This is a genomic window from Martinezella sp. CNPSo 3957 (assembly GCF_057784395.1).
In genome coordinates this window covers 252,648-274,911 of record NZ_JBXSOU010000008.1, presented here as the reverse complement: position 1 = coordinate 274,911, position 22,264 = coordinate 252,648, and the positions used below count along the sequence as shown (strand labels likewise).

General features: G+C 58.2%; 26 protein-coding genes. 14 read left to right on the top strand and 12 right to left on the bottom strand.

All coding sequences use genetic code 11. The features are described from left to right. The first annotated feature begins 72 nt into the window (after positions 1-72). Together AC13QE_RS20170 and AC13QE_RS20165 are read left to right on the top strand one after the other, a co-directional pair. The gene (locus tag AC13QE_RS20170) at positions 73-552 is read left to right on the top strand and encodes an SRPBCC domain-containing protein (protein WP_488484980.1); all 480 of its coding nucleotides are present in this window, start codon (positions 73-75) and stop codon (positions 550-552) included. Positions 553-769: 217 nt separating this feature from the next. Beyond that, the gene (locus tag AC13QE_RS20165; protein WP_488484979.1) at positions 770-2,197 is read left to right on the top strand and encodes an ISNCY family transposase; all 1,428 of its coding nucleotides are present in this window, start codon (positions 770-772) and stop codon (positions 2,195-2,197) included. A gap of 277 nt (positions 2,198-2,474) precedes the next feature. Here the strand turns inward: AC13QE_RS20165 and AC13QE_RS20160 are convergent, their stop codons facing one another. Next, on the bottom strand, positions 2,475-3,218 hold the full coding sequence (locus AC13QE_RS20160) for a class I SAM-dependent methyltransferase (protein WP_488484978.1): 744 nt from the start codon (positions 3,216-3,218) through the stop codon (positions 2,475-2,477). Between the two features lie 458 nt (positions 3,219-3,676). Continuing rightward, positions 3,677-4,531, bottom strand: a complete 855-nt coding sequence (locus AC13QE_RS20155) for a D-alanyl-D-alanine carboxypeptidase family protein (protein ID WP_488484977.1) — start codon at positions 4,529-4,531, stop codon at positions 3,677-3,679. A 23-nt stretch (positions 4,532-4,554) separates the two neighbouring features. Between AC13QE_RS20155 and AC13QE_RS20150 the strand changes: the two genes are divergently transcribed. After that, entirely contained in the window at positions 4,555-4,824 is a 270-nt protein-coding gene (locus AC13QE_RS20150) for a hypothetical protein (protein WP_488484976.1), read from the top strand. Here AC13QE_RS20150 and AC13QE_RS20145 read toward each other — a convergent pair. Further along, positions 4,799-5,026, bottom strand: a complete 228-nt coding sequence (locus AC13QE_RS20145; RefSeq protein WP_488484975.1) for a DUF1127 domain-containing protein — start codon at positions 5,024-5,026, stop codon at positions 4,799-4,801. The genes AC13QE_RS20150 and AC13QE_RS20145 overlap by 26 nt on opposite strands. A 101-nt stretch (positions 5,027-5,127) precedes the next feature. On the opposite strand from AC13QE_RS20145, the gene AC13QE_RS20140 reads away from it, so the two are divergent. Further along, positions 5,128-6,009: a LysR family transcriptional regulator gene (locus AC13QE_RS20140; protein ID WP_488484974.1), complete on the top strand. Its 882-nt coding sequence runs from the start codon at positions 5,128-5,130 to the stop codon at positions 6,007-6,009. A 57-nt stretch (positions 6,010-6,066) separates the two neighbouring features. Here AC13QE_RS20140 and AC13QE_RS20135 read toward each other — a convergent pair whose 3' ends face one another. Beyond that, positions 6,067-6,723 carry a dihydrofolate reductase family protein gene (locus tag AC13QE_RS20135; protein ID WP_488484973.1) on the bottom strand — a complete coding sequence of 219 codons (657 nt, stop codon included), beginning with the start codon at positions 6,721-6,723 and terminating at the stop codon, positions 6,067-6,069. Positions 6,724-6,949: 226 nt separating this feature from the next. Between AC13QE_RS20135 and AC13QE_RS20130 the strand changes: the two genes are divergently transcribed. The 3 genes from AC13QE_RS20130 to AC13QE_RS20120 are packed head-to-tail and all read left to right on the top strand — an operon-like array spanning position 6,950 to position 11,371. After that, positions 6,950-8,839, top strand: a complete 1,890-nt coding sequence (locus tag AC13QE_RS20130) for an ABC transporter ATP-binding protein (RefSeq protein WP_488484972.1) — start codon at positions 6,950-6,952, stop codon at positions 8,837-8,839. Between the two features lie 2 nt (positions 8,840-8,841). Next, entirely contained in the window at positions 8,842-10,743 is a 1,902-nt protein-coding gene (locus AC13QE_RS20125) for an ABC transporter ATP-binding protein (RefSeq protein ID WP_488484971.1), read from the top strand. A 37-nt stretch (positions 10,744-10,780) separates the two neighbouring features. Next, positions 10,781-11,371, top strand: a complete 591-nt coding sequence (locus tag AC13QE_RS20120; RefSeq protein WP_488484970.1) for an NADPH-dependent FMN reductase — start codon at positions 10,781-10,783, stop codon at positions 11,369-11,371. Between the two features lie 20 nt (positions 11,372-11,391). Here the strand turns inward: AC13QE_RS20120 and AC13QE_RS20115 are convergent, their stop codons facing one another. Further along, positions 11,392-11,883, bottom strand: a complete 492-nt coding sequence (locus AC13QE_RS20115; RefSeq protein WP_132716577.1) for a GNAT family N-acetyltransferase — start codon at positions 11,881-11,883, stop codon at positions 11,392-11,394. A 188-nt stretch (positions 11,884-12,071) separates the two neighbouring features. Between AC13QE_RS20115 and AC13QE_RS20110 the strand changes: the two genes are divergently transcribed. The 3 genes from AC13QE_RS20110 to AC13QE_RS20100 are packed head-to-tail and all read left to right on the top strand — an operon-like array spanning position 12,072 to position 14,340. Then, entirely contained in the window at positions 12,072-12,578 is a 507-nt protein-coding gene (locus AC13QE_RS20110) for a winged helix-turn-helix transcriptional regulator (protein ID WP_488484969.1), read from the top strand. 17 nt (positions 12,579-12,595) lie between these two features. Further along, positions 12,596-13,861 carry a beta-ketoacyl-ACP synthase II gene (fabF, locus tag AC13QE_RS20105; protein ID WP_488484968.1) on the top strand — a complete coding sequence of 422 codons (1,266 nt, stop codon included), beginning with the start codon at positions 12,596-12,598 and terminating at the stop codon, positions 13,859-13,861. A 56-nt stretch (positions 13,862-13,917) separates the two neighbouring features. Beyond that, positions 13,918-14,340, top strand: coding sequence for a DUF4864 domain-containing protein (locus AC13QE_RS20100; protein ID WP_488484967.1), 423 nt, complete (start codon positions 13,918-13,920; stop codon positions 14,338-14,340). Positions 14,341-14,520: 180 nt separating this feature from the next. On the opposite strand, the gene AC13QE_RS20095 is transcribed toward AC13QE_RS20100, so the two are convergent. The 7 genes from AC13QE_RS20095 to coaD all read right to left on the bottom strand — a co-directional run bounded on the left by AC13QE_RS20095 (position 14,521) and on the right by coaD (position 20,297). Next, positions 14,521-15,411 (bottom strand): cell wall hydrolase, encoded by an 891-nt coding sequence (locus tag AC13QE_RS20095; protein ID WP_488484966.1) that lies wholly within the window; start codon positions 15,409-15,411, stop codon positions 14,521-14,523. A 253-nt stretch (positions 15,412-15,664) separates the two neighbouring features. Further along, entirely contained in the window at positions 15,665-16,090 is a 426-nt protein-coding gene (locus AC13QE_RS20090) for a VOC family protein (protein ID WP_488485013.1), read from the bottom strand. A gap of 246 nt (positions 16,091-16,336) precedes the next feature. Further along, positions 16,337-17,467, bottom strand: coding sequence for a tRNA guanosine(34) transglycosylase Tgt (gene tgt / locus AC13QE_RS20085; protein WP_112400629.1), 1,131 nt, complete (start codon positions 17,465-17,467; stop codon positions 16,337-16,339). Between the two features lie 6 nt (positions 17,468-17,473). Next, on the bottom strand, positions 17,474-18,559 hold the full coding sequence (gene queA / locus AC13QE_RS20080) for a tRNA preQ1(34) S-adenosylmethionine ribosyltransferase-isomerase QueA (protein WP_488484965.1): 1,086 nt from the start codon (positions 18,557-18,559) through the stop codon (positions 17,474-17,476). A gap of 88 nt (positions 18,560-18,647) precedes the next feature. Beyond that, the gene (locus tag AC13QE_RS20075; protein WP_015339890.1) at positions 18,648-19,148 is read right to left on the bottom strand and encodes a peptidylprolyl isomerase; all 501 of its coding nucleotides are present in this window, start codon (positions 19,146-19,148) and stop codon (positions 18,648-18,650) included. A gap of 34 nt (positions 19,149-19,182) precedes the next feature. After that, complete coding sequence (locus AC13QE_RS20070; protein ID WP_015339889.1) at positions 19,183-19,755, bottom strand: peptidylprolyl isomerase; 573 nt, start codon at positions 19,753-19,755, stop codon at positions 19,183-19,185. 29 nt (positions 19,756-19,784) lie between these two features. Beyond that, on the bottom strand, positions 19,785-20,297 hold the full coding sequence (gene coaD / locus AC13QE_RS20065) for a pantetheine-phosphate adenylyltransferase (protein ID WP_132716571.1): 513 nt from the start codon (positions 20,295-20,297) through the stop codon (positions 19,785-19,787). Positions 20,298-20,499: 202 nt separating this feature from the next. Here coaD and AC13QE_RS20060 point away from each other — a divergent pair, with 202 nt between their 5' ends. From AC13QE_RS20060 to AC13QE_RS20045, 4 genes are all read left to right on the top strand, one after another. Continuing rightward, positions 20,500-20,724 carry a hypothetical protein gene (locus tag AC13QE_RS20060; protein WP_488484964.1) on the top strand — a complete coding sequence of 75 codons (225 nt, stop codon included), beginning with the start codon at positions 20,500-20,502 and terminating at the stop codon, positions 20,722-20,724. Between the two features lie 91 nt (positions 20,725-20,815). Next, positions 20,816-20,974, top strand: a complete 159-nt coding sequence (locus AC13QE_RS20055) for a hypothetical protein (protein ID WP_015339886.1) — start codon at positions 20,816-20,818, stop codon at positions 20,972-20,974. A 39-nt stretch (positions 20,975-21,013) separates the two neighbouring features. Beyond that, positions 21,014-21,148, top strand: a complete 135-nt coding sequence (locus AC13QE_RS20050; protein ID WP_015339885.1) for a hypothetical protein — start codon at positions 21,014-21,016, stop codon at positions 21,146-21,148. 213 nt (positions 21,149-21,361) lie between these two features. Next, positions 21,362-22,252, top strand: coding sequence for an NAD-dependent epimerase/dehydratase family protein (locus AC13QE_RS20045; protein ID WP_488484963.1), 891 nt, complete (start codon positions 21,362-21,364; stop codon positions 22,250-22,252). Positions 22,253-22,264 lie beyond the last annotated feature (12 nt).

Here is a 22,264-nt window from a genome sequence, read left to right as displayed (position 1 = left end):
AGGCAAACGCCGTCGGCATTGAATCGGCCGAACCGTACGAAGCGCTGCAATGCGCACGACGAGGAGGATGTGATGAGCGAGGCAACAGGCGCGAAAAGAACCGACACTGCTTCCAGAATAATCCGCGCCACGCCGCACACGATCTTCGACGCATTCATCAATCCCGATGCATTGATCGCCTGGCTTCCGCCCAATGGCATGACGGGGCACGTTCACGTCTTCAAGCCACATCAAGGCGGCAATTATCGGCTGGCGCTGTCCTATGATGCAGCGGATCATTCGACACCCGGAAAATCCTCAGAGCACACCGATATCGTTTCCGGCCGGTTCCTCGAAATCGTTCCTGATAAGCGCATCGTTCAGGCGGTGGATTTCGAATCCGACGACCCGGCGTTCGCTGGCACGATGATCATTACGTGGTCCTTTGTGGAGGTGCCATCCGGTACGAAGGTCACCATAGTTTGCGAGAATGTGCCATATGGTATCAGCAAGAAAGACCATGACGAAGGCTTGAAAGCGACTCTCGAAAATCTCGCCAACCATCTGAAATAAAATCAGAAAATGGCTATCTCTTTCCAACCGCCATATTTGATTTAGTTCCATAATCTATCTTATCTGATGTTTATTTGTAGGGGCTATTTAGTAATGCGACAGTTGGGCCAGTTAGAGATGCGACAGTCTCGCCTCTCGACGCTCTGGTCAATGCCAACATTGGGAGCAAGGATGACGATCTTCAGCCTGGTCGAGACCAGGAGCGGTCGGAGTCGTCATGTCCTTTACGATCACCATGTCGCAGAAAGAATTGCATCGTCTCGAAGTCATTCAGAAGATCCGTGATCAGCGCCTGAGCGTCGTCCAGGCTGCCGAACTGCTCGGGCTCAGTCGAAGTCAGGTTCACAGGCTGCTGCTGGCCTATGACCATTCAGGTGCGGCCGGCCTGGTTTCGAAGAAGCGATCGCGACCCAGCAATCGACGCCACAGCGAGGAGTTTCGCAATGCGGCGCTGGATCTCATCCGCGAACGCTATCTGGATTTCGGTCCGACGCTGGCACGCGAGAAGCTGATCGAGTTGCACCGGATCTCGGTGGCCAAGGAAACGCTGCGGCAATGGATGACCGAGGCCGGCATCTGGATCTCGCGTCGCGAGCGCAAGAAGCGGGTTTTCCAGCCACGCGGCCGGCGCGACTGCTTTGGTGAGCTCGTGCAGATCGATGGCTCACATCACTGGTGGTTCGAGAACCGTGGCCCCAAATGCGCCCTGCTCGTCTATATCGATGACGCCACCGGCAAGCTTTTGCATCTGCGCTTTGCCGGATCGGAGAATACGTTCGACTATCTGCATGCGACGAAGGCCTATCTGCAGCAATGGGGCAAACCGCTGGCGTTCTACAGCGACAAGCATGGCGTTTTCCACTCGACCCATGCGTCGGAGAAAGACCGGACAAGCGGCCTGACGCAATTCGGCCGGGCGCTCTATGAGCTGAACATCGACATCATCTGCGCCAACACCCCGCAGGCCAAAGGCCGGGTGGAGCGGGCCAACCAGACGCTGCAGGACCGGTTGGTGAAGGAATTGCGGCTGCGTGGCATCGACACAATCGCGGCAGCCAACGCTTATGCGCCGGAATTCATGGCAGATTTCAATAGGCGGTTCGGCAAACCGCCGCGCAATCCGAAAGATATGCATCGGTCACTGGCCGATCATGAGAACCTTGATGGGGCCATGTGCCACAAGGAAGTCCGCACGCTGTCGCAGGCCCTGACGCTGCGCTATGACAAGGTGCTGTTCATTCTCGATCCGACCGAGATTTCCAGACCATTGGCGGGACAGAAGGTCATCGTCTGTGACTATCCGGACGGTCGCCTCGAGATCATGCATGAGAATTATACCCTGCCCTACAGAACCTTCGACAAGCTGCGATCGGTGCATCGCTCGGCGGTCGTTGAGAACAAGCGGCTGGACGACATGCTGTCGATCGTGGCCGAATTGCAGGTTGGGCGGGAACAGCAGCGCAGCAAGAGCGGCCCTCGCCGCACTGCCCAGACGGATCATATGTTTGGGATCTCGGATGGCAGCAAGAGCAATGGTTATCAGAAGCGCGGTCGCAAGCCCGGTCGGCGGACGGATTTCATGAACGATCCGGAAGTCATTGCGAGAAGGCAGAAGGCCCTGGCTCGGATGGAGGCAGCGGAATAAGCGATGGTATGCATGGTCTTAAAGCTAAAGCAGAAGGGGCGATCTCTCACTCGCCCCCGCTTCTCCTTGCAACCCGGACTGCCGGTCGGATCGGGGGCTGATCATCAGTGCCAGTGTCGCGTTTCTAACTGGCTGGCAACGTCGCGTCTCTAATCAGCTTTGACATATTCGTAACCGGGTGGGTTCCATTTTTAAATGCAACAAACACACAGCATCAGCTATGATTTCTTGAGCACGGCATGGCCTGCTCTTTTGCGCGATTGAACAGGCCTGCCCCTCACGCCTCGAGGGTCATGACAACGATCCAGGCCTGCCATCTGACGCCAGGGATTTTGAGCAGAAGATTGTCAATCTGTTCGCCGGTGCCTCGGACCGCGGTGCCGAACGGGCTCCTGCGAAACGGGATCGAGGCAAGCGTAGCGAGCCCGAAGAATTCCAGATCGCACTTCGAGAAATATTTGCGCACGATGTCGAAGTCTGATTTCAAGAGCGGATGCTCGTCAACCGTGCGGGCGGCGGGCGTCCGGTTGCGATAGAGATTGATCACGGGGTTGTGGCCGAGTGGCTCGAAGAAGAAAGCCTTGCCGCCGGGTCGCAGCACACGCCGGATCTCGCTAAGCGATTTCTCCAGAACCAGATGGTGCAGGATGCCGCTGCCGAAGACGACGTCAAAACCCGCCGAGGGCAACGTCATGTCTTCCGCATTGTCGACCTGGAAGGCCACGTTGTTGATTCCACGGCCAGCCGCCGTATCCGTAGCCTGTTGAATAGCGACATCAGAAATGTCGATACCGGTGATCCGCTTGGCGGAGTGCGCAAGACCAATGCTGCTCATGCCGTTCGAGCATCCGTATTCGAGCACATCCCTTTCGGGACAAGCCGCCCTCACCAGCCGCCAATAGGTGACCACAGCAGCTCTAACGGCGAAATAAAACGAATCCTCCTTGCGCTCCTCCACTGCACCGAAGCGTTCATTGTGAAAGTCACGCTCACGCGTCAAACGTGCATCATCATACGTCATTCCGGTCCTCCAAACTTGACCCTAATGCGCTGAAATATTTGCTTTGCGAGATTTTACAGGAGCATCAGACCGGTCGCGGCCAATGATGGATCCTTCATTTCGGAGAATACAAACTGAAACCAGATATCTCCGCCTACGCGAATTCGCAGTTCGGCGCTGATTTCTACCAAATCACGACAAGCGCAGCGAACGAGCAACAGTAGACATAGGGCAGTCCGCCAGTTCGGCAATCACTGTTCGACTATTCATCGTCAGAGAGCCCTCTCACTGATCAACCATGAAAAAGCCTTGCGTGAAGGTGGCAGTCAGGGTCATCGCACTTTTGCACGAAGAAACCCGCCGCCTCACCCTGTAATGCGGCAGGTTAGCTTCCCCACGGAGCGACTTCGGAAACCGAGCCACCCCTCGTCAGCCGCCCAAAGATCAATGGTCGGCCGGACGCTGAAATCAAGCAGAAATCAGTTCGCCGAGCTTTGCTTGGGAGCGCCGGTCAATACCGTGGTCGTTGATGCCACGGGGGCCAGATAGGTGTCCAGAAGGCTCGCCATCTTGTCATCGCGAATTTGCGCCGTCTTCTCCCCCATGACCACGCCGACGACGCGGCGGCCGTTTTTCGAGGCTGACGTCACGAGATTGTAGCCGGAGGCATCGGTATAGCCGGTCTTGATGCCGTCGGCGCCTGCGTAACGATACATCAGATTGTTGTGGCCCCGCAGCTTCATGCCGCGGAACTTCATGCCGCGCAGCGAGAAAAGTTTGAACTCCTCGGGAAAGTCGCGCATGAGCGCGACACCCAGCGTTGCCATATCGTGTGCGGTCGTGACCTGTTCCGGATCCGGCAAACCTGACGGATTCTTGAAGACGGTCTTGCTCATACCAAGCTGGTGCGCCTTCGCGGTCATGATCTTGCCGAAGCTCTCCTCCGAGCCACCAAGCTGCTCGGCAATCGCGACAGCCGCATCATTGGCCGACAGGACGACGATGCCTTCAACAGCCTCGCGCGTCGTGACCTTGCGGCCTGCACCGATCGCGAATTTGAAGGGCTCCTTGCTCTCGGCATTCTCCGACATGGTCAGCTTCTGATCCCATTTCAGGCGACCGTCATGCAGCGCTTCGAAGGCGAGATAAAGCGTCATCATCTTGGTGAGCGAGGCCGGATAATTCAGCTCGTTCTCGTTGGATGCTTCCAGCACCTGACCGCTATGCGCATCCACGAGATAACTCGCCTGCCCGGCCTCCGCTGCCGAAGCTGCGCCGAGAAGCGATAGGGTCGAAATCGTCGCGGCGAGGAGCAGGGATTTTGTATTGAGCATGGATTTTGCGGTCTCGTACTTTGATGTTCCAGGCGAAACAGCAGATCACCGAGGAAACCGGCGGCCTGCTTTCGAGCGGAATGGATCGGGCAAATCTGTGGCGGAAAAAAGAACAATGGGATGAAAAAAGGACGATCGGAAAATACTCCCCAGACCATTTTGCCCGCCCTTGCCCAAATGCCAAGCTTTCAACCGCTTTCCGCCGGCAGTCGCTGCAAGATACCGCTATTCAAACCCGCGCCGATGGTTTGAACGCCTTCAAGCACCCTATCCCCAGAACCACGACTTATTGACTTCGGTCCTGGCTTCGGCGCGCGTCATGCCGATGTCTAGAAGCTGGTCATCGGTCAGCTCGCGCAGGCTCCATCTTGTCTCGCGCTTTTCAAGATAGGTCAGGAATTTCTCCAGCGCTTTTCGCCACAATCCCCGCTTTCGCCGACCTCTACCTGCAACGGCGGCCGCTGCTCGTATCGGTTTGTCGATATCGGTCGTCATTTTCCTGCTCCTCAGGCTCATATGAACATGGGCTCAGGATGCACTGGCGCTGACAATGAATGAAGCTTATGATATTTATACAAACCATAAGGAATTCTTTTTTGCTCAACCTGGATCAGCTAGCCGCCTTTGTCAGTGTTGTCGATCTCGGAAGCTTTACAGCCGCTGCCGATAAAGTCGGGCTCACACAACCGGCTGTCAGCCTGCAGGTGAAACTGCTGGAGCAGCGTCTCGGCGTAAAGCTGATCGAGCGCGTCGGCAGGCGGGCGCAGCCCTCGCCCGCCGGGCTTGATTTGCTTCCGCATGCCCGCCGCATCATCGAAGCCTGCTCGATCGCAGAGGAGGCGATGACGCCTTTTCGGGAGGGATCGGTCGGACGCGTGCGGATCGGCAGCGGCGGCACCGCTTCGATTCATCTGCTGCCGCGCGCCATCGCCATGGCAAAGAAGCGCATGCCCGATCTCGAGATCATCGTCCGTGTCGGCAATATCGAGGAGATCCTGCGTGATCTCGAAGCCAATGCGCTGGATCTCGCGGTCGTTGCCCTGCCCGCCTCCGGCCGTTCGCTGGAAGTCGAGCCATTCCATGAGGACGAGCTTTTGGCCGTGGCCCCCAAGGGAAGCGCGATGCCGGAGGGCGGGCCGGATGTAGAGTTCATGAAAACCAAGACGATGCTGCTTTACGAAGGCGGTAACACGCGTCGCGCCACGAATGAATGGTTTGAGGCCGGTGGGGTTCACCCCGAGCCGGCCATGGAGTTTGGCAGCGTCGAGGCGATCAAGGAACTGGTCGCCGCCGGCCTCGGATGGTCCATCCTTCCCGACATGGCTCTGAGACGGGATAGGTCGGACCAGCTGGTTACCTCGCCGCTCAAACCGAGGCTCGTTCGGCAACTCGGCATGGTGTTGCGCCGGGACAAGCATCTCACAAGAGGTCTTCGCGAAGTCATGAAAGCGCTGCGTGATTTTCAAACATCGGAATAGGCGATGTAAGCCTTGGCGGGACATCTAGACGGTGTCCCGCCGCCGGCCTTTGGCTGCCTATTCGAGCCGCCTGCGGCGCTCCATCTCCTCTTCAGAGGGATTCTGACCAACGAAGGAGCCCGTCTTCACCGGCCCATCGGGTTCGTAGGTCGCGAAGATGACGCCAGTCGGAGAGATCTTGCTGCGCAGCAGCTTCATTGCGCAAGGCACTGCCCCGCTGGCAAACAGCTTCTTGCCGCCGCCCAGCACCAGCGGAAAGATCACCAGATGGTATTCGTCGATCAGCCCGTGGCGGAGCAGGGTCTGAATGAAATCGCCACTGCCCTGGATCAGCAGATCCGGCCCCTCGCCCGCCTTCAGTTCCTTGATTGCAGCAGCGACATCCTTGCCGAGCGATCGGCTCTTGTTCCATTTCAATTCGGCGTCGCCGCGCGTCGCGACATATTTGGTGACGCTGTTGAATTTATTGGCAATCGGGTTGTCATTGTCGATATAGGGCCAATAGGCTGCGAAAATGTCATATGTCTTGCGGCCGAGCAGCAGATCGAACGGCTTTTCGAACAGTTCGAAGAGCGTCTTGCCCGTTTCTTCGTCAGAGTGCGGGAAGACCCAGCCGCCATACTTGAAGCCGCCGGTCGGATCCTCGTCCGGACCGCCAGGTGCCTGCATGACGCCGTCGAGGCTGATAAATGTCGCTGCGATAATCTTGCGCATGGTGCTCTCCTTTTCTGGCATGGTGCCCCAAGGACGCCTCATCAAACTCCATCCCGACATCTCATCGGCAATTTTTGAACACGCAATCTAACGTTCGCGTGGCACTTGTGACCGATTGACTCTTGAACGTCGCCATGGAATCGGCAAAATTCATCCTATCAATACTTTCCCTGAGATACGAACCCGTCAGCGGGCCCGCCTCGTTCAATTATGCCTGGATAAAAGCGTGAGCAGCGATTCATCAAGAAGCGCGGCGAAGCCATTGGCCTCGCGCGCGCATATCAATGCGGTCGGTTGGGGCCAAGGCCTGTCGACGATCGTCCGGATCACCCATATGACGCTGCGCCACCCATGGCAGACGAGCTTCGCCATAGGAGCAACATTCGTAGCTGCAACGTTGCAGCTGACAATCCCGCGCCTGCTCGGTCGCGCGGTCGATCAGACACAGACAGCGGTCGCTGGCGGCACCGCTGGCCAGATCGCCGAAAATGCTTTGATGAAGACCGCTTTGCTGCTGCTCGTCGTCAGCATTCTGCGCGGCCTGTTCACGATGGTGCAGAACTATTACAGCGAATCCGTCGGCCACCATATGGGCTATGAGCTCCGGCTTGCCTGCTACGAGAAGATCCAGCAGCTCTCCTTCAGCTTCCACGATAAGGTCCATTCCGGTGATCTTATCACCGTCGGCCTGCTCGATCTCGAAGGCGTGCGCATGTATTTCTCCACCGCGCTGGTGCGCATGGTGCTGCTCACCATGCTGATCGGTGTCGGCGCCTATATGCTGCTTACGACGGATGTGGCACTCGGCCTCCTGGCCCTGAGTTTCGTGCCCTTCGTCGCCTGGCGCTCCTCCGTCACGCAGCTGCGGCTGCGTTCGACATGGCTGGAACTGCAGGAACGGCTCTCGGTACTGACGCGCGTCATGGAGGAAAATCTCGGCGGCATTCGTGTCGTCCGGGCTTTTGCCGCACAGGCGCATGAAATCCTGAAGTTCGATCGTGCCTCCCACAATGCGCTTTCGCTGGCCCACAAGCGCGTCGGCATCCGCGTGGTTAATACCAGCGCCATGAACTTCTCCTTTTTCGCGTCTATGGGGCTCGTGCTTTGGCTGGGTGGTCTCAAGGTCATTGCGGGTGAGATCAGCGTCGGCACGCTGGCCTCGTTCCTGACCTTCATGACCATCCTGCAGATGCCGGTGCGCCAGCTTGGCCTGATGGTGAATGCCTTCGCCCGCGCATCGACTTGCGGCTCGCGCCTGTTTGCGCTGCTCGATCTCGATATCGCCATCAAGGATGCCCCGGACGCCAAACCGCTCGTCGTCACCAATGGCACGCTGCGGTTCGAGAATGTCGACTTCAGCTATCCAGGCGCTGAGGAGCGCCCTGTGCTCAAGAATATCTGTTTCGAGGCAAGACGCGGTGAAACGATCGGCATTGTCGGCCCGCCCGGTAGCGGCAAGTCCACCATCGCGCATCTCATTCCACGCTTCTACGATGTCACGGCCGGAGGAATCACCCTTGACGGTCAGGATATCCGCAAGGCGACACTGCAATCGCTGCGACAGAACGTTGCCGTCGTGCAGCAGGATTCCTTCCTGTTCACCACAAGCATCGAGAACAACATTGCCTATGGCGATCCTTGGGCAAAGGAAACCCGCATCGAGCGCGCCGCAGAGTCGGCGCAGCTGCACAATTATATTCTCGGTCTACCCGCCGGCTACACCACGGTCGTCGGCGAGCGCGGTGTGTCTCTTTCAGGTGGTCAGCGCCAGCGTCTGACGATCGCTCGCACATTGATGCTGAAGCCCGCCGTTATGGTCTTCGACGATTCCACCGCCGCGATCGACGCAGCCACGGAGCAGCGCATCCGCAGCGCCATGAAGCGTTTTGCCCGCGACCGCGTGACCCTGATCGTCGCCCATCGACTGAGCTCGCTGATGCATGCGGACCAGATCCTTTTCATCGAGGATGGCGAGATCGTCGAGCGCGGCACGCATGAGCAGCTTTTGGCCGCAGCTGGCCGTTACAAGGCGCTTTACGATCTCCAGGTTCGCCCGGAGGACGATGTCGTCAGGACGTCGGGCGACATGCTCGAAAGAGCAAAAAGGGAGGTATGACGATGTCGGAAATCACCGAAACCGAGCGCAACGATGTGCGCGACGACGGTCGCCGCCCTCCCCGCGCAGTTGTCGGCTCGCACCGCGTCGAAGAAGAGATCTTTGGCAAGGTCTTCGACAGCAAGATCATCCGCCGCATCTGGGCCTTCGTCAGCCCCTACCGCCGGCGGGTCTATATTTCGGTCGTCGCCGTTCTGCTTTTCACGGGATCGCAGATCGTTATCCCGCTCGTGATCCGGCATGCGATCGACAATGCGATGGCACCCGGCGCCATCGATTACTCCGCGCTCTGGCTGTCCCTGGCGATTTTTGCTGTAGCCATCCTCGTCAATTACGGGGCGAGCTACGTGCAGGAAACCTTTGTTGGCCAAGTCGCCGAAGAAGTCTTGTTCGACATACGCCGGGCGATGTTCGCGCATCTGCAGCGCGTCTCTCTGTCCTTCATGGACAAGACGGAAGTCGGACGCTTGATGTCGCGCCTGCAGGGCGACGTGAACTCGATGCAGGAATTCCTTGAAACTTCAGTGCTTTCCGTCGGCGATATAGCCCTGCTTTTCGGCATCGTCATCGTCATGCTATCGCTCGATTTCCGGCTCGGCCTGCTTACGCTTTCCGTCATGCCGATCCTCTTCATCGTGCGGCTGTTCTGGCTGCCGAAGGCGCGTGTCGCCTTCATGAACGCGCATGAGACCAACTCCGTCACCAATGGGGCGCTGGCGGAGGCCATCCATGGCGTACGCGCTGTCCAGGGCATGCATCGGCAATCCGTCAATTTCGCTCTTTTCGACGACAAGGCACATACGAATCTTCAGTCGCATCTGACGGCGGCACGCTATGCGCAGATCATGGTGCCGATCGTCGATACGCTAACCGGTATGGCGATGGCGATCGTCATCATTGTTGGCGGCTCGATGGTTCTGAACCACAGGCTCGATGTCGGCATCATGGTCGCCTTCCTGTTCTACATCCAGCGCTTCTTCGATCCGATCCGCTCGCTCACCATGCAATATTCGGTCATGCAGCGCGCCATGGCCTCCGGCCAGCGGTTGACCGAAGTGCTCGACGTTCCGGTCGACATCAAAGATGCGCCGGATGCGATCGAGCTGTCGCCGGACATGGACGGCTCGGTGGAATTTCGCGATGTGATCTTCGGCTATGATCCAAAGCACCCTGTGCTGAAGAATGTCAGCTTCAGGGTCAATCCAGGAGAAACGGTGGCGCTGATCGGGCCGACGGGCTCGGGCAAATCCAGTTCGATGGCGCTTATCCATCGCTTCTATGACGTGCAGCAGGGCCAGGTACTGGTCGGCGGTCACGACGTGCGCTCCCTCACCCAGGATTCGCTCGGCCGCCAGATCGCCATGGTGCTGCAGGAGCCGTTCCTCTTCACCGGCACGGTGCTGGAGAATATCCGCTATAACAAGGCGGAAGCGACGCGCGAAGAGGTCATCGAGGCCGCCAAGGCAGTCGGCGCGCATGAGTTCATCATGCGCCTTCCGGATGGCTACGATTCCGTTCTCGGCGAGCGCGGCGGCGGTCTTTCGCTTGGCCAGCGCCAGCTCGTCAGCTTCGCCCGCGCTCTCGTGGCCGATGCCAAGATCCTCGTACTCGACGAAGCGACGGCGAATATCGACAGCTACACCGAAATGCTGATCCAGAAAGCATTGGTGAAGCTGCTCGAAGGCCGCACGGGTCTCGTCATTGCCCATCGGCTTGCTACCATCCGCGAAGCCGATCGCATCATCGTGCTACAAAACGGTCAACTGCTTGAAAGCGGCAACCACAATCAGCTGATGGCAAACGGCAAGCTTTACTCAAAGCTCTATAACCTCAATTATGCGTCCTTCGACGACATTCCGGAGGAAGAGGCGTCTGCTTCAGTGCCTGCGGAGTCGCAGACCTAGAGTAAGGTCACAAAAAACTGTGGGGGCATAATCAACAATGACCGACAGTATTCTGGTTCTCTACGGTTCCTACCGCTCGGATCGCCTCGGCATCCGTCTCGCGAATTATCTCGTAACCAGCCTGCGTCAGCGCGGAAACGATGTGGAGCTCATCGACGCCAAGACAGTTGGCCTGCCGATGCTGGACCGGATGTATAAGGAATATCCCAGAGGCTCCGCTCCCTCGGCCATGGAGCAGCTTGCCGAGAAAATTCGGACTGCCGATGCCTTCGTCTTCGTCACAGGCGAATATAATTGGGGCATGCAACCCGGCCTGAAAAACCTGGCCGACCATTACCTTGAGGAGTGGTTTTGGCGACCGGCGGCCATTGCCAGCTATTCCGGCGGCCGCCTTTCCGGCGCCCACGCGGCGGTCTCCTGGCATGGCACCCTTTCCGAGATGGGAATGGTGGTCATCTCAAGCACCCTCGCAGTCGCCAATATCTCGGCCGCCTTGGACGCTGACGGCAAACCTATCGGGAACGGAGGCGATGCCCTTGCGAAGGCGTTTCCCCGCTTTGCCGAGGACCTCGCCTGGTGGACCGAGGCAGCAAAACAGCAGCGTGCCCGCAAGCCACCTCCCTATTGAAACCTCTTTGCGATGAACAACTAGCTCGTATAGATGACTTGTTCGGCTCCAAACCGCTGCAATCGTCGTAACTCCTTCATTCCTAGCCTTTCGAGCAGACGGCGGGACGCGGTGTTGGCAGACTGGGTTTCCGCTATCAGCCGCTTGAGCCGTAGATCATTCAGAGCAAATTCGGTGACACGCATTGCTGCTTCGGTTGCATAACCGAAGCCCCACGCCTCAGGATGAAGCTGATAAGATAGTTCATAATCCTCGCCGTCTGTGTGGCGTGAAATGCTAATCAAGCCAAGACGATGTCGCACTCCTCTGGTTTCCACCAGCCAAACCAACTTCCCCTCGGCGAACGAGAGATAATCAGATATCGCCGCTTCGCGCTGAACAGTCGGAACAGGGCCGCCGAGAAAGCGCCGCACCTCGTCATGGCTGATCAACTCTCCGATGAACGAGACGTCGGAGGTAAGAATTTCGCGTAGGTGTAACCGCTCCGTGATGAAATATGGGGTTGTTATCATATCGCTACGCCAGTGGGATTCTCTCTGAATATCAATCCTATAAGAAGCTGAACACCTGGATTGAAATTATCGCAAACGGATTCCGGTTCGCTCCATTTTATTGCTGATACCCTGATGCAAATCCCCACAGATGCTGCGCCAGTTTAGTAACTTGCATTATGATAGTTACTCGTGCTATCTGCCTCCACATGCAGAGAACCAACTTCAGCAGTTTCAAATGCCCAGCCGCCCGTGCGCTCGAAAGTGTCGGCGACTGGTGGAGTATCTTGATCCTGCGTGATGCCCTTCAGGGGTTGAGGCGGTTTGATGAATTCCAGAAAAGCCTTGGAATTGCACCCAATATTCTGACGCGCCGGCTCAAGCATCTGACCGATGAAGGCCTGTTTGAGCGACGGCTCTATCAAGAGCGACCGCCACGCTACGAATATGTCTTGACTGACAAGGGCCGAGATTTCTTCCCTGTGCTGATGGCGCTCTTCACTTGGGGCAATCGGCACTTGCCTGCCGAAGAAGTCGCCGTGCGGCTAGCCGACGCTAGCACCGGTGAAGATCGCGACCCGCTTCTCATCGACCGCGTCACCGGCCGCGCCTTTCAGCCCGAAGACACGATCCTCGTGCCGGGACCGGCCGCCGACGACGCGGTTCACGAACGCATCGCCCAGATGAAAGCATGGTTTCTGGGCTTCGACGCCTGACACAATAGGAGCAAAAGATGGATCGTATCGTCGTCACCGGCATGGGGCTGGTTTCGCCCCTGGGCGTAGGTGTCAATGCAAGCTGGAAGAGGCTTGTCGAGGGGCGCTCAGGCCTGAGGCTGTTGCCCGAGGAGATGGTGGGCGATCTCGGGGCGAAGATCGGCGGCGTCGTTCCCGATAGCGCCGAAGATCCCGAGGCGGGCTTCGATGCCGATCGCTATGTGCCCGTCAAAGACCAGAAGAAGATGGATCGCTTCATCCTCTTCGCCATGGCTGCCGCCGAGGAAGCGATCCTGCAGGCCGGCTGGCAACCGACTGACGTCGGCGCTCTGGAGCGGACGGCCACGATCATTGCATCGGGCGTCGGTGGCTTTCCCGCCATCGCCGACGCTGTGCGCACAGCCGAAACGAAGGGCGTGCGGCGTTTGTCGCCCTTCACCATCCCCTCCTTCCTCGTCAACCTCGCCGCCGGCCAGGTGAGTATTCGTTACGGATACAAGGGGCCACTCGGCGCACCGGTCACCGCCTGTGCGGCTAGCGTGCAGGCAATCGGCGATGCGGCGCGGCTGATCCGGTCCGGAGAGGCCGATGTTGCCATCTGCGGCGGAGCGGAGGCCTGCATCGACAAGGTCAGCCTTGGCGGCTTTGCTGCGGCGCGTGCGCTTTCGACAGGCTTCAGCAATCGTCCCGAGGAGGCCTCCCGTCCCTTCGACAGTGGCCGTGACGGCTTCGTCATGGGTGAAGGCGCCGGCATGCTTGTCATCGAGACGTTGGAGCATGCACTTGCGCGTGGTGCCGCGCCGCTTGCCGAGCTTGTCGGCTATGGCACTGCCGCCGATGCCTATCACATGACGGCAGGGCCGGAAGATGGAGACGGCGCGCGGCGCGCTATGCTCGCCGCCCTCGCCCAGGCACGGATTTCGCCGGCCGAGGTCAAGCACCTGAATGCGCATGCAACATCCACCCAAGTCGGTGACCGCGGCGAGATGGAAGCGATCAAGACTGTCTTCGGCCGCGACGGCGCGATCGCCGTCAGTGGCACGAAGGCGGCGACTGGCCACCTTCTCGGCGCGGCCGGCGGCATGGAAGCGATCTTCACCATCATGGCGCTGCGGGACCAGATCGCGCCGCCGACGCGCAATCTGCAGGATCCGGATCCGGCGGCCGAGGGCATCGATATTGTCGGTGGCACGGCGCGACCGATGGCCATGGACTACGCAATCTCCAATGGTTTCGGTTTCGGCGGCGTCAACGCCAGCGCCCTCTTCCGCCGCTGGCAGTAATCGCTTCTGCTTGCAATCAAAGCGCGCTAAGCTTTCTCCATATGGCTGGGGACGACATGCGCGCTTTTTCTTTCGCCGTTTTTCTCTGCTGCGTTGCCTCTGCACCGGTCGCTTACGCGGAAGATCCGGTGCAAACGGCACAGAGCCTTATTGAGCAGCAGATCGAAGCTTTCCTGCATGATGATGCGGCGACGGCCTATTCCTTCGCCGCACCTGGCATCAAGGCGCTCTTTCCCGACAAGGACAGCTTCTTCGCCATGGTGAGGAAGAACTACCTGCCGGTCTATCATCCCGGCAACTATGCCTTCGGCAAAAGTCGCGCGATCGACAATGGCGCAGTCGTCTATCAGGAGGTATTGATCACAGGGACCGATGACAAGGACTGGACGGCGATCTACCAGATAACTCGTCAGCCGGACGGCAGTTATAAGATCAACGGTGTGCAGATTCTTGCAAAAACGGCAAGTGAGGGCATTTAAAGCATTTCCGCTTTTCTTCGAATCGCGAAAATGCTCTATCTTCTTGTTTTTACGCAGTTCCGGACGCAAAACCGCTTCGCACTTTTGCTGGAACCGCTCTAAGTGATCGCTGGCTACAAAATGCAAACAGCGCATCTCTAAACAAGAGACGCGCTGTCATAAAGCATGAGTCCGATCTTATTAACCGCGAACTCTAAGCGAATTTCCTGCGGGCGCGTTGCCTTCGAATTCCGGCCGAGGCTGCGGAATCACAACTGTCGAAGCCGGCATAGGCGTATTCGTGTATGTGGTCTCGCCGCTCGAGAGCGGTCCTGAAATTGCCATGTCCGTAGGTGCGGGCGTCGGGATCGGAACCGCAGTCGGGATGACGATGGCACTCTGCGGCATGGTCACCGTCGGATTCGAGACCGGCGTGAAAGCCGCTACGGCAGACGTCATGGACGCAGGCTGCGTTTCCGGCAGGACGAACGGAGATTGCGGCGCGCCCTGCGCAGGCACGTAATTCATCGCAACCTCATAGGCCGGAAGCGGTGCAGGCGTCTGCAATTCGCCATCGCGACCACGCTTCTCATAGAACGCGTTGCCACCGGCATAAGCGACGTAGTGCATATTATCGTATGGAAATCTCAGGCCTTCGGTATGAAAGAACATCGCGTCCTTCACCTGGGGATGCCGTTCGCCGCGCAGGATCTTCGCGGCAGCAACTTCGAGATCTGGCTTTGCCTGATCCTTGACTTCCCTGGTCATCACGCCCGGAGCGAACTGCTTTTCCTGGGCAACGACGCCGCAGATCGTGGGCGGATAAGCACCGGAGGTCAGCCGGTTCATTACGACCGTACCGACAGCCATGTAACCGCTCGGGTCGGAACGCTCTGATTCGAAGTACATTGCACGTTCAAGACAGTCCTTGTCCTTCGTCGTGTAATTGTACGTTACTTTAGCGCCACGAATGGGCTTGGTGGTATTGCTGGGGGTGGGGGTTGTCTTCTGCGTCGTCGTGCAGCTCGTAGCGGCCAAACCGACAACCAATAGTCCCGAAAGACATGCCCCGAATTTGCGTTGCGCCCTCAACGGCAAGTGCCTCCTATTTTCGGTAGTACAGCCCTTATCGATTAAGAGAATGCGTTTTAGCCGGATTTTTTCAAAATTCCAAGCGGCCACGCAATCAAATCTGCCAATGACGTTTTTCAAAGGCGGATGGACCGTTTATTCCGATTCGCTATTTTTCCCAATGCTTTATTGTTGCCAAGCTCATTCTGAAACACGACTGGAAACGGAAATTGCCCAAGGCAAGCCCGTTCCAGCCGGCTCAAAATGATGTTCGTTAAGGATAGCAATCAATCGATAATAAATGATTTACCAACAGCGCAAGGTCCATGCGCCAGCCGACTTCGACGAGGATTCGCCCCGGTGCGAAACAATAAAACGACCAATTGCCACGTATGGCCGACGGTGGCTTCCAAATCTCGCAGCCGCTCGACTTTGCTCGCTCGAACAGAAGATCGACCGCCTCTCGAGACGGCTGCATGAAGCCGATGTGATAGGTGTTGCGACCGATGGAGACGCTATCGGCACCACCGAATTTCTCGACAGGCCGGCTGATGACAAGTTCAAGTCCGGCGTCGTCGCGAAGGATGGCAAGGCCATTTGCGCCCCGCGTTTCCACCTCCGTCAGGCCGAATACCGAAACAAAAAATTCCCGAGTCGCGGCGACATCGGGAACATGCAGATCTAGGTGGTTCAGTCTCATGACAGCTCCAAAAGGCATTCCCGCGGAGACATGTCGGTCGATCCCGGCCCACGCCAACGCGAGACACTCGACCACAATGGTCAAGTTCCGCGTCGCGGGCTCTCATCGCCAATGGCTAGGAGCAGAACTTCCAAACCGGAAGGGGTTGGGCCTACCGAAACCAACCCTGCCTTTTTCGACACGCTTCTGTTAGCGCGAAACCGCCACTGGAGCAAGATCGCGTGGCGCATCCTCGTCGTCGCTGAATCAAACGGGCTCGAGATCACCCCTCGCCCAGTTTTCCTGCGTCTCGGCCATGAAATCGGCAAAGCGGCCTTCGGCGATCGCCTGGCGAATGCCCTGCATCAATTCCTGATAGTAGGCAAGATTGTGCCAGGAGAGCAGCATGCCGCCGAGCGCTTCGTTAGCACGGACGAGGTGATGCAGATAGGCGCGGGAATAATCGCGCGAAGCCGGGCAATTGGACTGTTCGTCCAGCGGCCGCATGTCTTCAGCGTGGCGGGCATTGCGGATATTCACCTTGCCGCGGCGCGTAAAGGCCAATCCATGACGACCCGAACGGGTCGGCATCACGCAATCGAACATGTCGATGCCGCGGGCGACGGACTTCAGGATGTCGTCGGGCGTGCCGACGCCCATCAGGTAGCGTGGCTTCTCCGTCGGCAGTTCCGGCAAGGTGATCTCAAGCATGCGCAGCATGACTTCCTGCGGCTCGCCGACGGCAAGGCCGCCGACCGCATAGCCCTTCAGGTCCATACCGCTCAACGCCTGTGCGGAGCGGACGCGCAGCTCCGGCACGTCGCCACCCTGGACGATGCCGAACATCGCCTTCCCGGGCTGGTTGCCGAAGGCAACCTTGCAACGCTCCGCCCAACGCAGCGACATTTCCATGGCGCGCTCGATTTCTTTCGGCGTTGCCGGCAGAGCGACGCATTCGTCGAGCTGCATCTGGATATCGGAGCCGAGCAATCCCTGGATCTCGATCGATCGCTCCGGCGACATGTGATGCAAGCTGCCGTCGACATGCGATTTGAAGGTGACGCCCTGCTCATCGAGTTTACGCAGACCGGATAGCGACATCACCTGGAAGCCGCCGGAATCGGTCAGGATCGGATGCGGCCAGCGGATCAACTGATGCAGACCGCCGAGGCGGGCGACGCGCTCGGCCGTCGGGCGCAGCATCAGGTGATAAGTATTGCCGAGGATGATGTCGGCGCCCGTCTCGCGCACCTGGTCGAGATACATCGCCTTGACCGTGCCGACCGTGCCGACGGGCATGAAGGCCGGCGTGCGGATGGTCCCGCGCGGCATGGAAACTTCGCCGAGGCGGGCGCCGCCATCGGTCTTCTTCAATTGAAACTGAAAGCTCTCGCTCATTTCGTCCTAGTCTTTCCGGTGGAGCAGGCTGCCATCGCCATAGGAATAGAAGCGATAGCCCGTCTCGATAGCATGGGTATAGGCCGCGCGCATCGTATCGAGGCCGGCAAAGGCCGATACGAGCATGAACAGGGTCGAGCGCGGCAAGTGGAAATTGGTCATCAGCATATCAACGGCCTTGAAGCGGTAGCCGGGCGTAATGAAAATGCCGGTAGCGCCTTGCCAGGGCTGGATGATGCCGTCGTCAGCGGCGGCGCTTTCGATCAGTCGCAGCGAGGTGGTGCCGACGCAGACGATGCGCCCACCCCTCGCCTTGACGGCGTTGAGCTTCTCGGCGGTGGCGGCATCGACATAGCCGATCTCGAAATGCATCTTGTGGTCATCGGTATCGTCGGCCTTGACCGGCAGGAAGGTGCCGGCGCCGACATGCAGCGTCACAAAATGCCGCTCGACGCCCATGGCATCGAGCGCGGCAAATAAGGATGGCGTGAAGTGCAGGCCGGCGGTGGGCGCTGCGACCGCGCCCTCTTCACGCGCATAAATCGTCTGATAGTCGGCGCGATCACGCTCGTCTTCGGGGCGCTTCGCCGCGATGTAAGGTGGCAGCGGAATATGCCCAACGCTGGCAATCGCCTCATCGAGAGCGGGACCGGATAGATCGAACCGCAGGGTAATCTCGCCGCCCTCGCCCTTTTCCTCGACAGTGGCGTCGAGCGAACCGAGCGCGCAGACATTTTCGCCGTGACCGAACTGGATGCGATCGCCGATCTTGATACGCTTGCCGGGCTTGGCAAACGCCTTCCAGCGATCGGGCGCCGCGCGCATATGCAAGGTCGCTGAGACCTGCTGGCCGGGCGCACCTTCGCGGTGACGAATGCCTTCCAGCTGTGCCGGGATCACCTTGGTATCGTTGAAGACCACAGCGTCGCCTGGGCGCAGGAAGGATGGCAGATCCCGTATCTGATAGTCGCTCAGCGTATGCGAGCCATTGTTCGGATCGACGACAAGCAGACGCGCGCTGTCGCGCGGCTCGGCAGGCCTGAGCGCGATACGCTCCTCCGGCAGATCGAAATCGAAAAGGTCAACACGCATTCAATTGGTCCAGGCAGCTCATCCAGGCAAAGCGAAACCCGCCCCTCACGCCAAAGGCGCAAGAGGCGGGTTTCAGGAATAATCACGATCAGACGTCGGCGGCAACCCGCGCGGAGACGATCGAATCCGGATCCTTTACCGGCTCGCCGCGCTTGATCTGGTCAACAAATTCCATGCCTGAGATGACCTGACCCCAAACGGAGTACTGCTTGTTCAGCCAAGGTGCATCGGTGAAGCAGATGAAGAACTGCGAGTTGGCCGAGTTCGGGTTCTGCGAACGAGCCATCGAGCACGTACCGCGAACGTGCGGAGTTGCGGAGAACTCAGCCTTCAGGTCAGGCTTGGACGAGCCGCCGGTGCCGGCGCGGGCGGTGTTGCCGCCAACCTTGCCATGCTCGACATCACCGGTCTGAGCCATGAACCCGTCGATGACGCGATGGAAAACAACGTTGTCATAAGCCTTTTCGCGCGCCAATTCCTTGATGCGGGCAACATGCTCCGGAGCGACCTGCGGCAGAAGCTGAATGACAACCTGGCCCTTGGTGGTTTCCAGGATGAGGGTGTTTTCTGGATCCTTGATCTCAGCCATGTTCGTTTCCTTGTTCTCTCTGTTTGCTTTGGAATTATTTCTTTGTGACGGTAACCTTGACCATCTTGTCTGGATTGCTCACTTCGCCGTTCTGGCCTTCGCCACGTTTGATCTTGTCGACGAGCTCCATGCCCGAGATGACCTTGCCGACGACCGTGTACTGGCCGTTCAGGAAAGCGCCGTCGGCGAACATGATGAAGAACTGCGAGTTGGCGGAGTTCGGGTCTTGGGCACGCGCCATACCGACAACGCCGCGCGTGAACGGAACCTTGGAGAATTCGGCCGGAAGGTTCGGCAGATCGGAACCGCCGGTGCCGGCCTTGTTCGGATCAAAGCCCTTAGAGGCGTTACCATACTGAACGTCGCCCGTCTGAGCCATGAAGCCATCGATGACGCGATGGAACACGACGTTGTCGTAAGCGCCCTTCTTCGCCAGCGCTTCGATCTGCGCGACGTGCTTCGGAGCAACTTCCGGCATCAGCTGGATAACCACCGGGCCGTCCTTGAGCTGGATGGTCAAAAGATCTGCGGCTGCGGCCGAGAACGCGCTGCCTGCGAAGGCGGCAAGGCTCAGGAATCCTGCCAATGCAATATGAAAGAGTTTCATGGATGCTCCGTTCGGGATTGGATTTCGGCTCAGCTGTTGCCGCTGGCCTTATTTTTGAGTTTGCCGTTCAGCGCTTCCAGAACCGCCGACGGCACGAAGGCGCTGACATCGCCGCCCATGGATGCGATCTGCCGCACCAATGTGGCGGTTATAGGCCGCGAGGCTGTGCCGGCGGGCAGAAACAGCGTCTGGATATCCGGCGCCATCTGCCTGTTCATGCCGGCCATCTGCATTTCATAGTCAAGATCGGTGCCGTCGCGCAGGCCACGCACCAGCAAGGTGGCGCCATGGGCGCGGGCGGCATCGACGACCAGATTGTCGAAAGCGACGATGGAAATATCGCCTGCCTTCTGCGGCAGAGCCTCACCGAGCGATCTGCGGATCAGCTCCGCCCGCTCCTCGAAAGAGAAAAGCGGCTTCTTGCCCGGATGAATGCCGATCGCGACGATCACCTTGGCGGCGACATTCAACGCCTGCACGAGGACATCCAGATGTCCGTTGGTCATCGGGTCGAAGGACCCTGGATAGAAGGCTGTCGTCATTATCAAGCCGGCTCGTTGTTTCGACGCCTTTTGTCATGGATGAGGCCGTATCGCAAGTGATTTGCAACCCGGCGGCAGCCTCTGAACTGCAGATGAATACGCCGTTCAAGCCTGTTTCAGCTCGACAATGATTTACTGGCATCAACATCGAAACGGGCCTGGTTCAACGGCTCGCCGATCTCGGTTTCAGGGACATCATGCCATGCTCGTCTTCATCATCGCAGGCGCCATCATCGGTTCATTTTTCGTCGAATACCTCGTTCATGTTTTCTCCGACAATTATGAGATCGAATGGGATTCCGCCTCGGAAAACGGCAAAGATATCAATTTTGCCCAAGAAATCGCCACTGCCATGCGCAAGACGCATCGCGAATCTGAACGCCAGATGAACAAGGCATTCAAGGTCGCTTCAGGCACGCATTGCTAGATAGCTCTCAATATCGGCGGAACCATTTGGAAAACGCCGCGTTAACAGTCCGAAACTCAGATTGCACATTGCGGCAAGAAGGAAGAAGAGTATGCCCGACAAGATCACCCTTATTAACGTTGTTTGGATGGCCATGATTTCGGGAATGCTTGCAGCAACCGTTGCACTTTACGATCAGAAACCCGACCAGTCGAAGATCTACGGTCCCTTTGCTTCGGCTCGTCCCTTCGTTGCCTCGAGCCAGTACTAAGGGATCTGAACGCTAGTCCCACCTAAGGAGGGAGCGATCATGTTCACAATTTTGACGCTGCTTACAATTTTCATCAGCATCATGTTTGTCGTGTCAGTCGCATCCACCATTTCGGCGCTTCATCGCGAAAGCGAAGAGAGCAAGAGGCTGCATAAGCGTCACAAGACGCTCTGATCTCCGCGTACCGAGCGCCTCCCCGCCACATATGCTCGGATGGACCCTGAACCGGACGCTTTCCCCGCCAGCGTCCGGTTTTTTTATTGCCCTTATGGTCCCGGCGCTTCCCCTAGGCCCTGCTGCCAAGACGCAAAAGCATGATTTTGGAAGAGGAAGCGCGCCAGCTGCTTCAATCATGCTATGGTGATCGTGGTTCATCGAGGGATCAAGATGCGCATTGTCCTGACAGGCAGCTCCGGGCGACTTGGCCGGGCGATCTTTAATGCGCTGGCGCCAAGCCATAGGGTGATAGGCATCGATCGTTCGCCGTTTTCGACGACGCATCTCCTCGGAGATTTTACCGATGCGGCGTTGCTACGCCAGGCGCTGACGGGCGCGGATGCGGTCATTCATTGCGCGGCCCTGCACGCACCTCATGTCGGCGCGGTTTCCGAGGACGAATTTCGCCGCATCAATGTGGACGGGACACGGCGGCTGGCGGAAGCGGCGCTGGCTGCCGGCGTGAAACGACTGGTGTTTACCAGTACGACCGCACTTTATGGTCGGGCGGTCGTTCCCGGTCATTGCACATGGGTCGATGAAGACGCCGCACCGCAACCGAAAAGCATCTATCACCGCACGAAACTGGAAGCCGAACAGCTCCTTAAAGGCATGACTGGCCCGGATTTGCAGGTCCGCGTTTTACGCATGTCTCGAAGTTTTCCAGAAGCAGCCAATGTGATGGCTGTTCATCGCCTGCATCGCGGCGTCGATATCCGCGATGCTGCGGATGCCCATGTCGCAGCGCTGACCAACGGCGGCAAAGATTTTCAACGACATATCGTTTCCGCCGGCACGCTATTTAAACCAGAAGACTGCGAAGCGCTCGCGACCGATGCCGCCTCCATCATCCAACTGCGCGCCCCCGCCCTTGCCGCGAAATTTGCACAACGAAACTGGCCGCTGCCTGACAGAATCGATCGCATCTACGCATCGAAATCTGCTGGCGCGGTCCTCGGCTGGCATTTCCGCTTTGGTTATGACGAGGTTTTCGCACAGCTTGAGCGGGAAAGCCTGGAGGTTCTTCCGGCTTTTTCGCAAAATAACGAACGCCCGGAATAAAGGGTTAGGAAG

What these genes read in the sequence shown, in the direction of transcription:
- AC13QE_RS20155 (WP_488484977.1), bottom strand. Translation starts at nt 4,531, where the DNA reads ATGCTCAATACAAAATCCCTGCTCCTCGCCGCGACGATTTCGACCCTA.
- AC13QE_RS20120 (WP_488484970.1), top strand. Translation starts at nt 10,781, where the DNA reads ATGACCGACAGTATTCTGGTTCTCTACGGTTCCTACCGCTCGGATCGC.
- coaD (WP_132716571.1), bottom strand. Translation starts at nt 20,297, where the DNA reads ATGACGACAGCCTTCTATCCAGGGTCCTTCGACCCGATGACCAACGGA.
- AC13QE_RS20165 (WP_488484979.1), top strand. Translation starts at nt 770, where the DNA reads ATGTCCTTTACGATCACCATGTCGCAGAAAGAATTGCATCGTCTCGAA.
- AC13QE_RS20100 (WP_488484967.1), top strand. Translation starts at nt 13,918, where the DNA reads ATGCGCGCTTTTTCTTTCGCCGTTTTTCTCTGCTGCGTTGCCTCTGCA.
- AC13QE_RS20150 (WP_488484976.1), top strand. Translation starts at nt 4,555, where the DNA reads ATGTTCCAGGCGAAACAGCAGATCACCGAGGAAACCGGCGGCCTGCTT.
- AC13QE_RS20090 (WP_488485013.1), bottom strand. Translation starts at nt 16,090, where the DNA reads ATGAGACTGAACCACCTAGATCTGCATGTTCCCGATGTCGCCGCGACT.
- AC13QE_RS20160 (WP_488484978.1), bottom strand. Translation starts at nt 3,218, where the DNA reads ATGACGTATGATGATGCACGTTTGACGCGTGAGCGTGACTTTCACAAT.
- AC13QE_RS20145 (WP_488484975.1), bottom strand. Translation starts at nt 5,026, where the DNA reads ATGACGACCGATATCGACAAACCGATACGAGCAGCGGCCGCCGTTGCA.
- AC13QE_RS20070 (WP_015339889.1), bottom strand. Translation starts at nt 19,755, where the DNA reads ATGAAACTCTTTCATATTGCATTGGCAGGATTCCTGAGCCTTGCCGCC.
- fabF (WP_488484968.1), top strand. Translation starts at nt 12,596, where the DNA reads ATGGATCGTATCGTCGTCACCGGCATGGGGCTGGTTTCGCCCCTGGGC.
- queA (WP_488484965.1), bottom strand. Translation starts at nt 18,559, where the DNA reads ATGCGTGTTGACCTTTTCGATTTCGATCTGCCGGAGGAGCGTATCGCG.
- AC13QE_RS20075 (WP_015339890.1), bottom strand. Translation starts at nt 19,148, where the DNA reads ATGGCTGAGATCAAGGATCCAGAAAACACCCTCATCCTGGAAACCACC.
- tgt (WP_112400629.1), bottom strand. Translation starts at nt 17,467, where the DNA reads ATGAGCGAGAGCTTTCAGTTTCAATTGAAGAAGACCGATGGCGGCGCC.
- AC13QE_RS20115 (WP_132716577.1), bottom strand. Translation starts at nt 11,883, where the DNA reads ATGATAACAACCCCATATTTCATCACGGAGCGGTTACACCTACGCGAA.
- AC13QE_RS20125 (WP_488484971.1), top strand. Translation starts at nt 8,842, where the DNA reads ATGTCGGAAATCACCGAAACCGAGCGCAACGATGTGCGCGACGACGGT.
- AC13QE_RS20110 (WP_488484969.1), top strand. Translation starts at nt 12,072, where the DNA reads ATGCAGAGAACCAACTTCAGCAGTTTCAAATGCCCAGCCGCCCGTGCG.
- AC13QE_RS20170 (WP_488484980.1), top strand. Translation starts at nt 73, where the DNA reads ATGAGCGAGGCAACAGGCGCGAAAAGAACCGACACTGCTTCCAGAATA.
- AC13QE_RS20135 (WP_488484973.1), bottom strand. Translation starts at nt 6,723, where the DNA reads ATGCGCAAGATTATCGCAGCGACATTTATCAGCCTCGACGGCGTCATG.
- AC13QE_RS20050 (WP_015339885.1), top strand. Translation starts at nt 21,014, where the DNA reads ATGTTCACAATTTTGACGCTGCTTACAATTTTCATCAGCATCATGTTT.
- AC13QE_RS20055 (WP_015339886.1), top strand. Translation starts at nt 20,816, where the DNA reads ATGCCCGACAAGATCACCCTTATTAACGTTGTTTGGATGGCCATGATT.
- AC13QE_RS20060 (WP_488484964.1), top strand. Translation starts at nt 20,500, where the DNA reads ATGCTCGTCTTCATCATCGCAGGCGCCATCATCGGTTCATTTTTCGTC.
- AC13QE_RS20045 (WP_488484963.1), top strand. Translation starts at nt 21,362, where the DNA reads ATGCGCATTGTCCTGACAGGCAGCTCCGGGCGACTTGGCCGGGCGATC.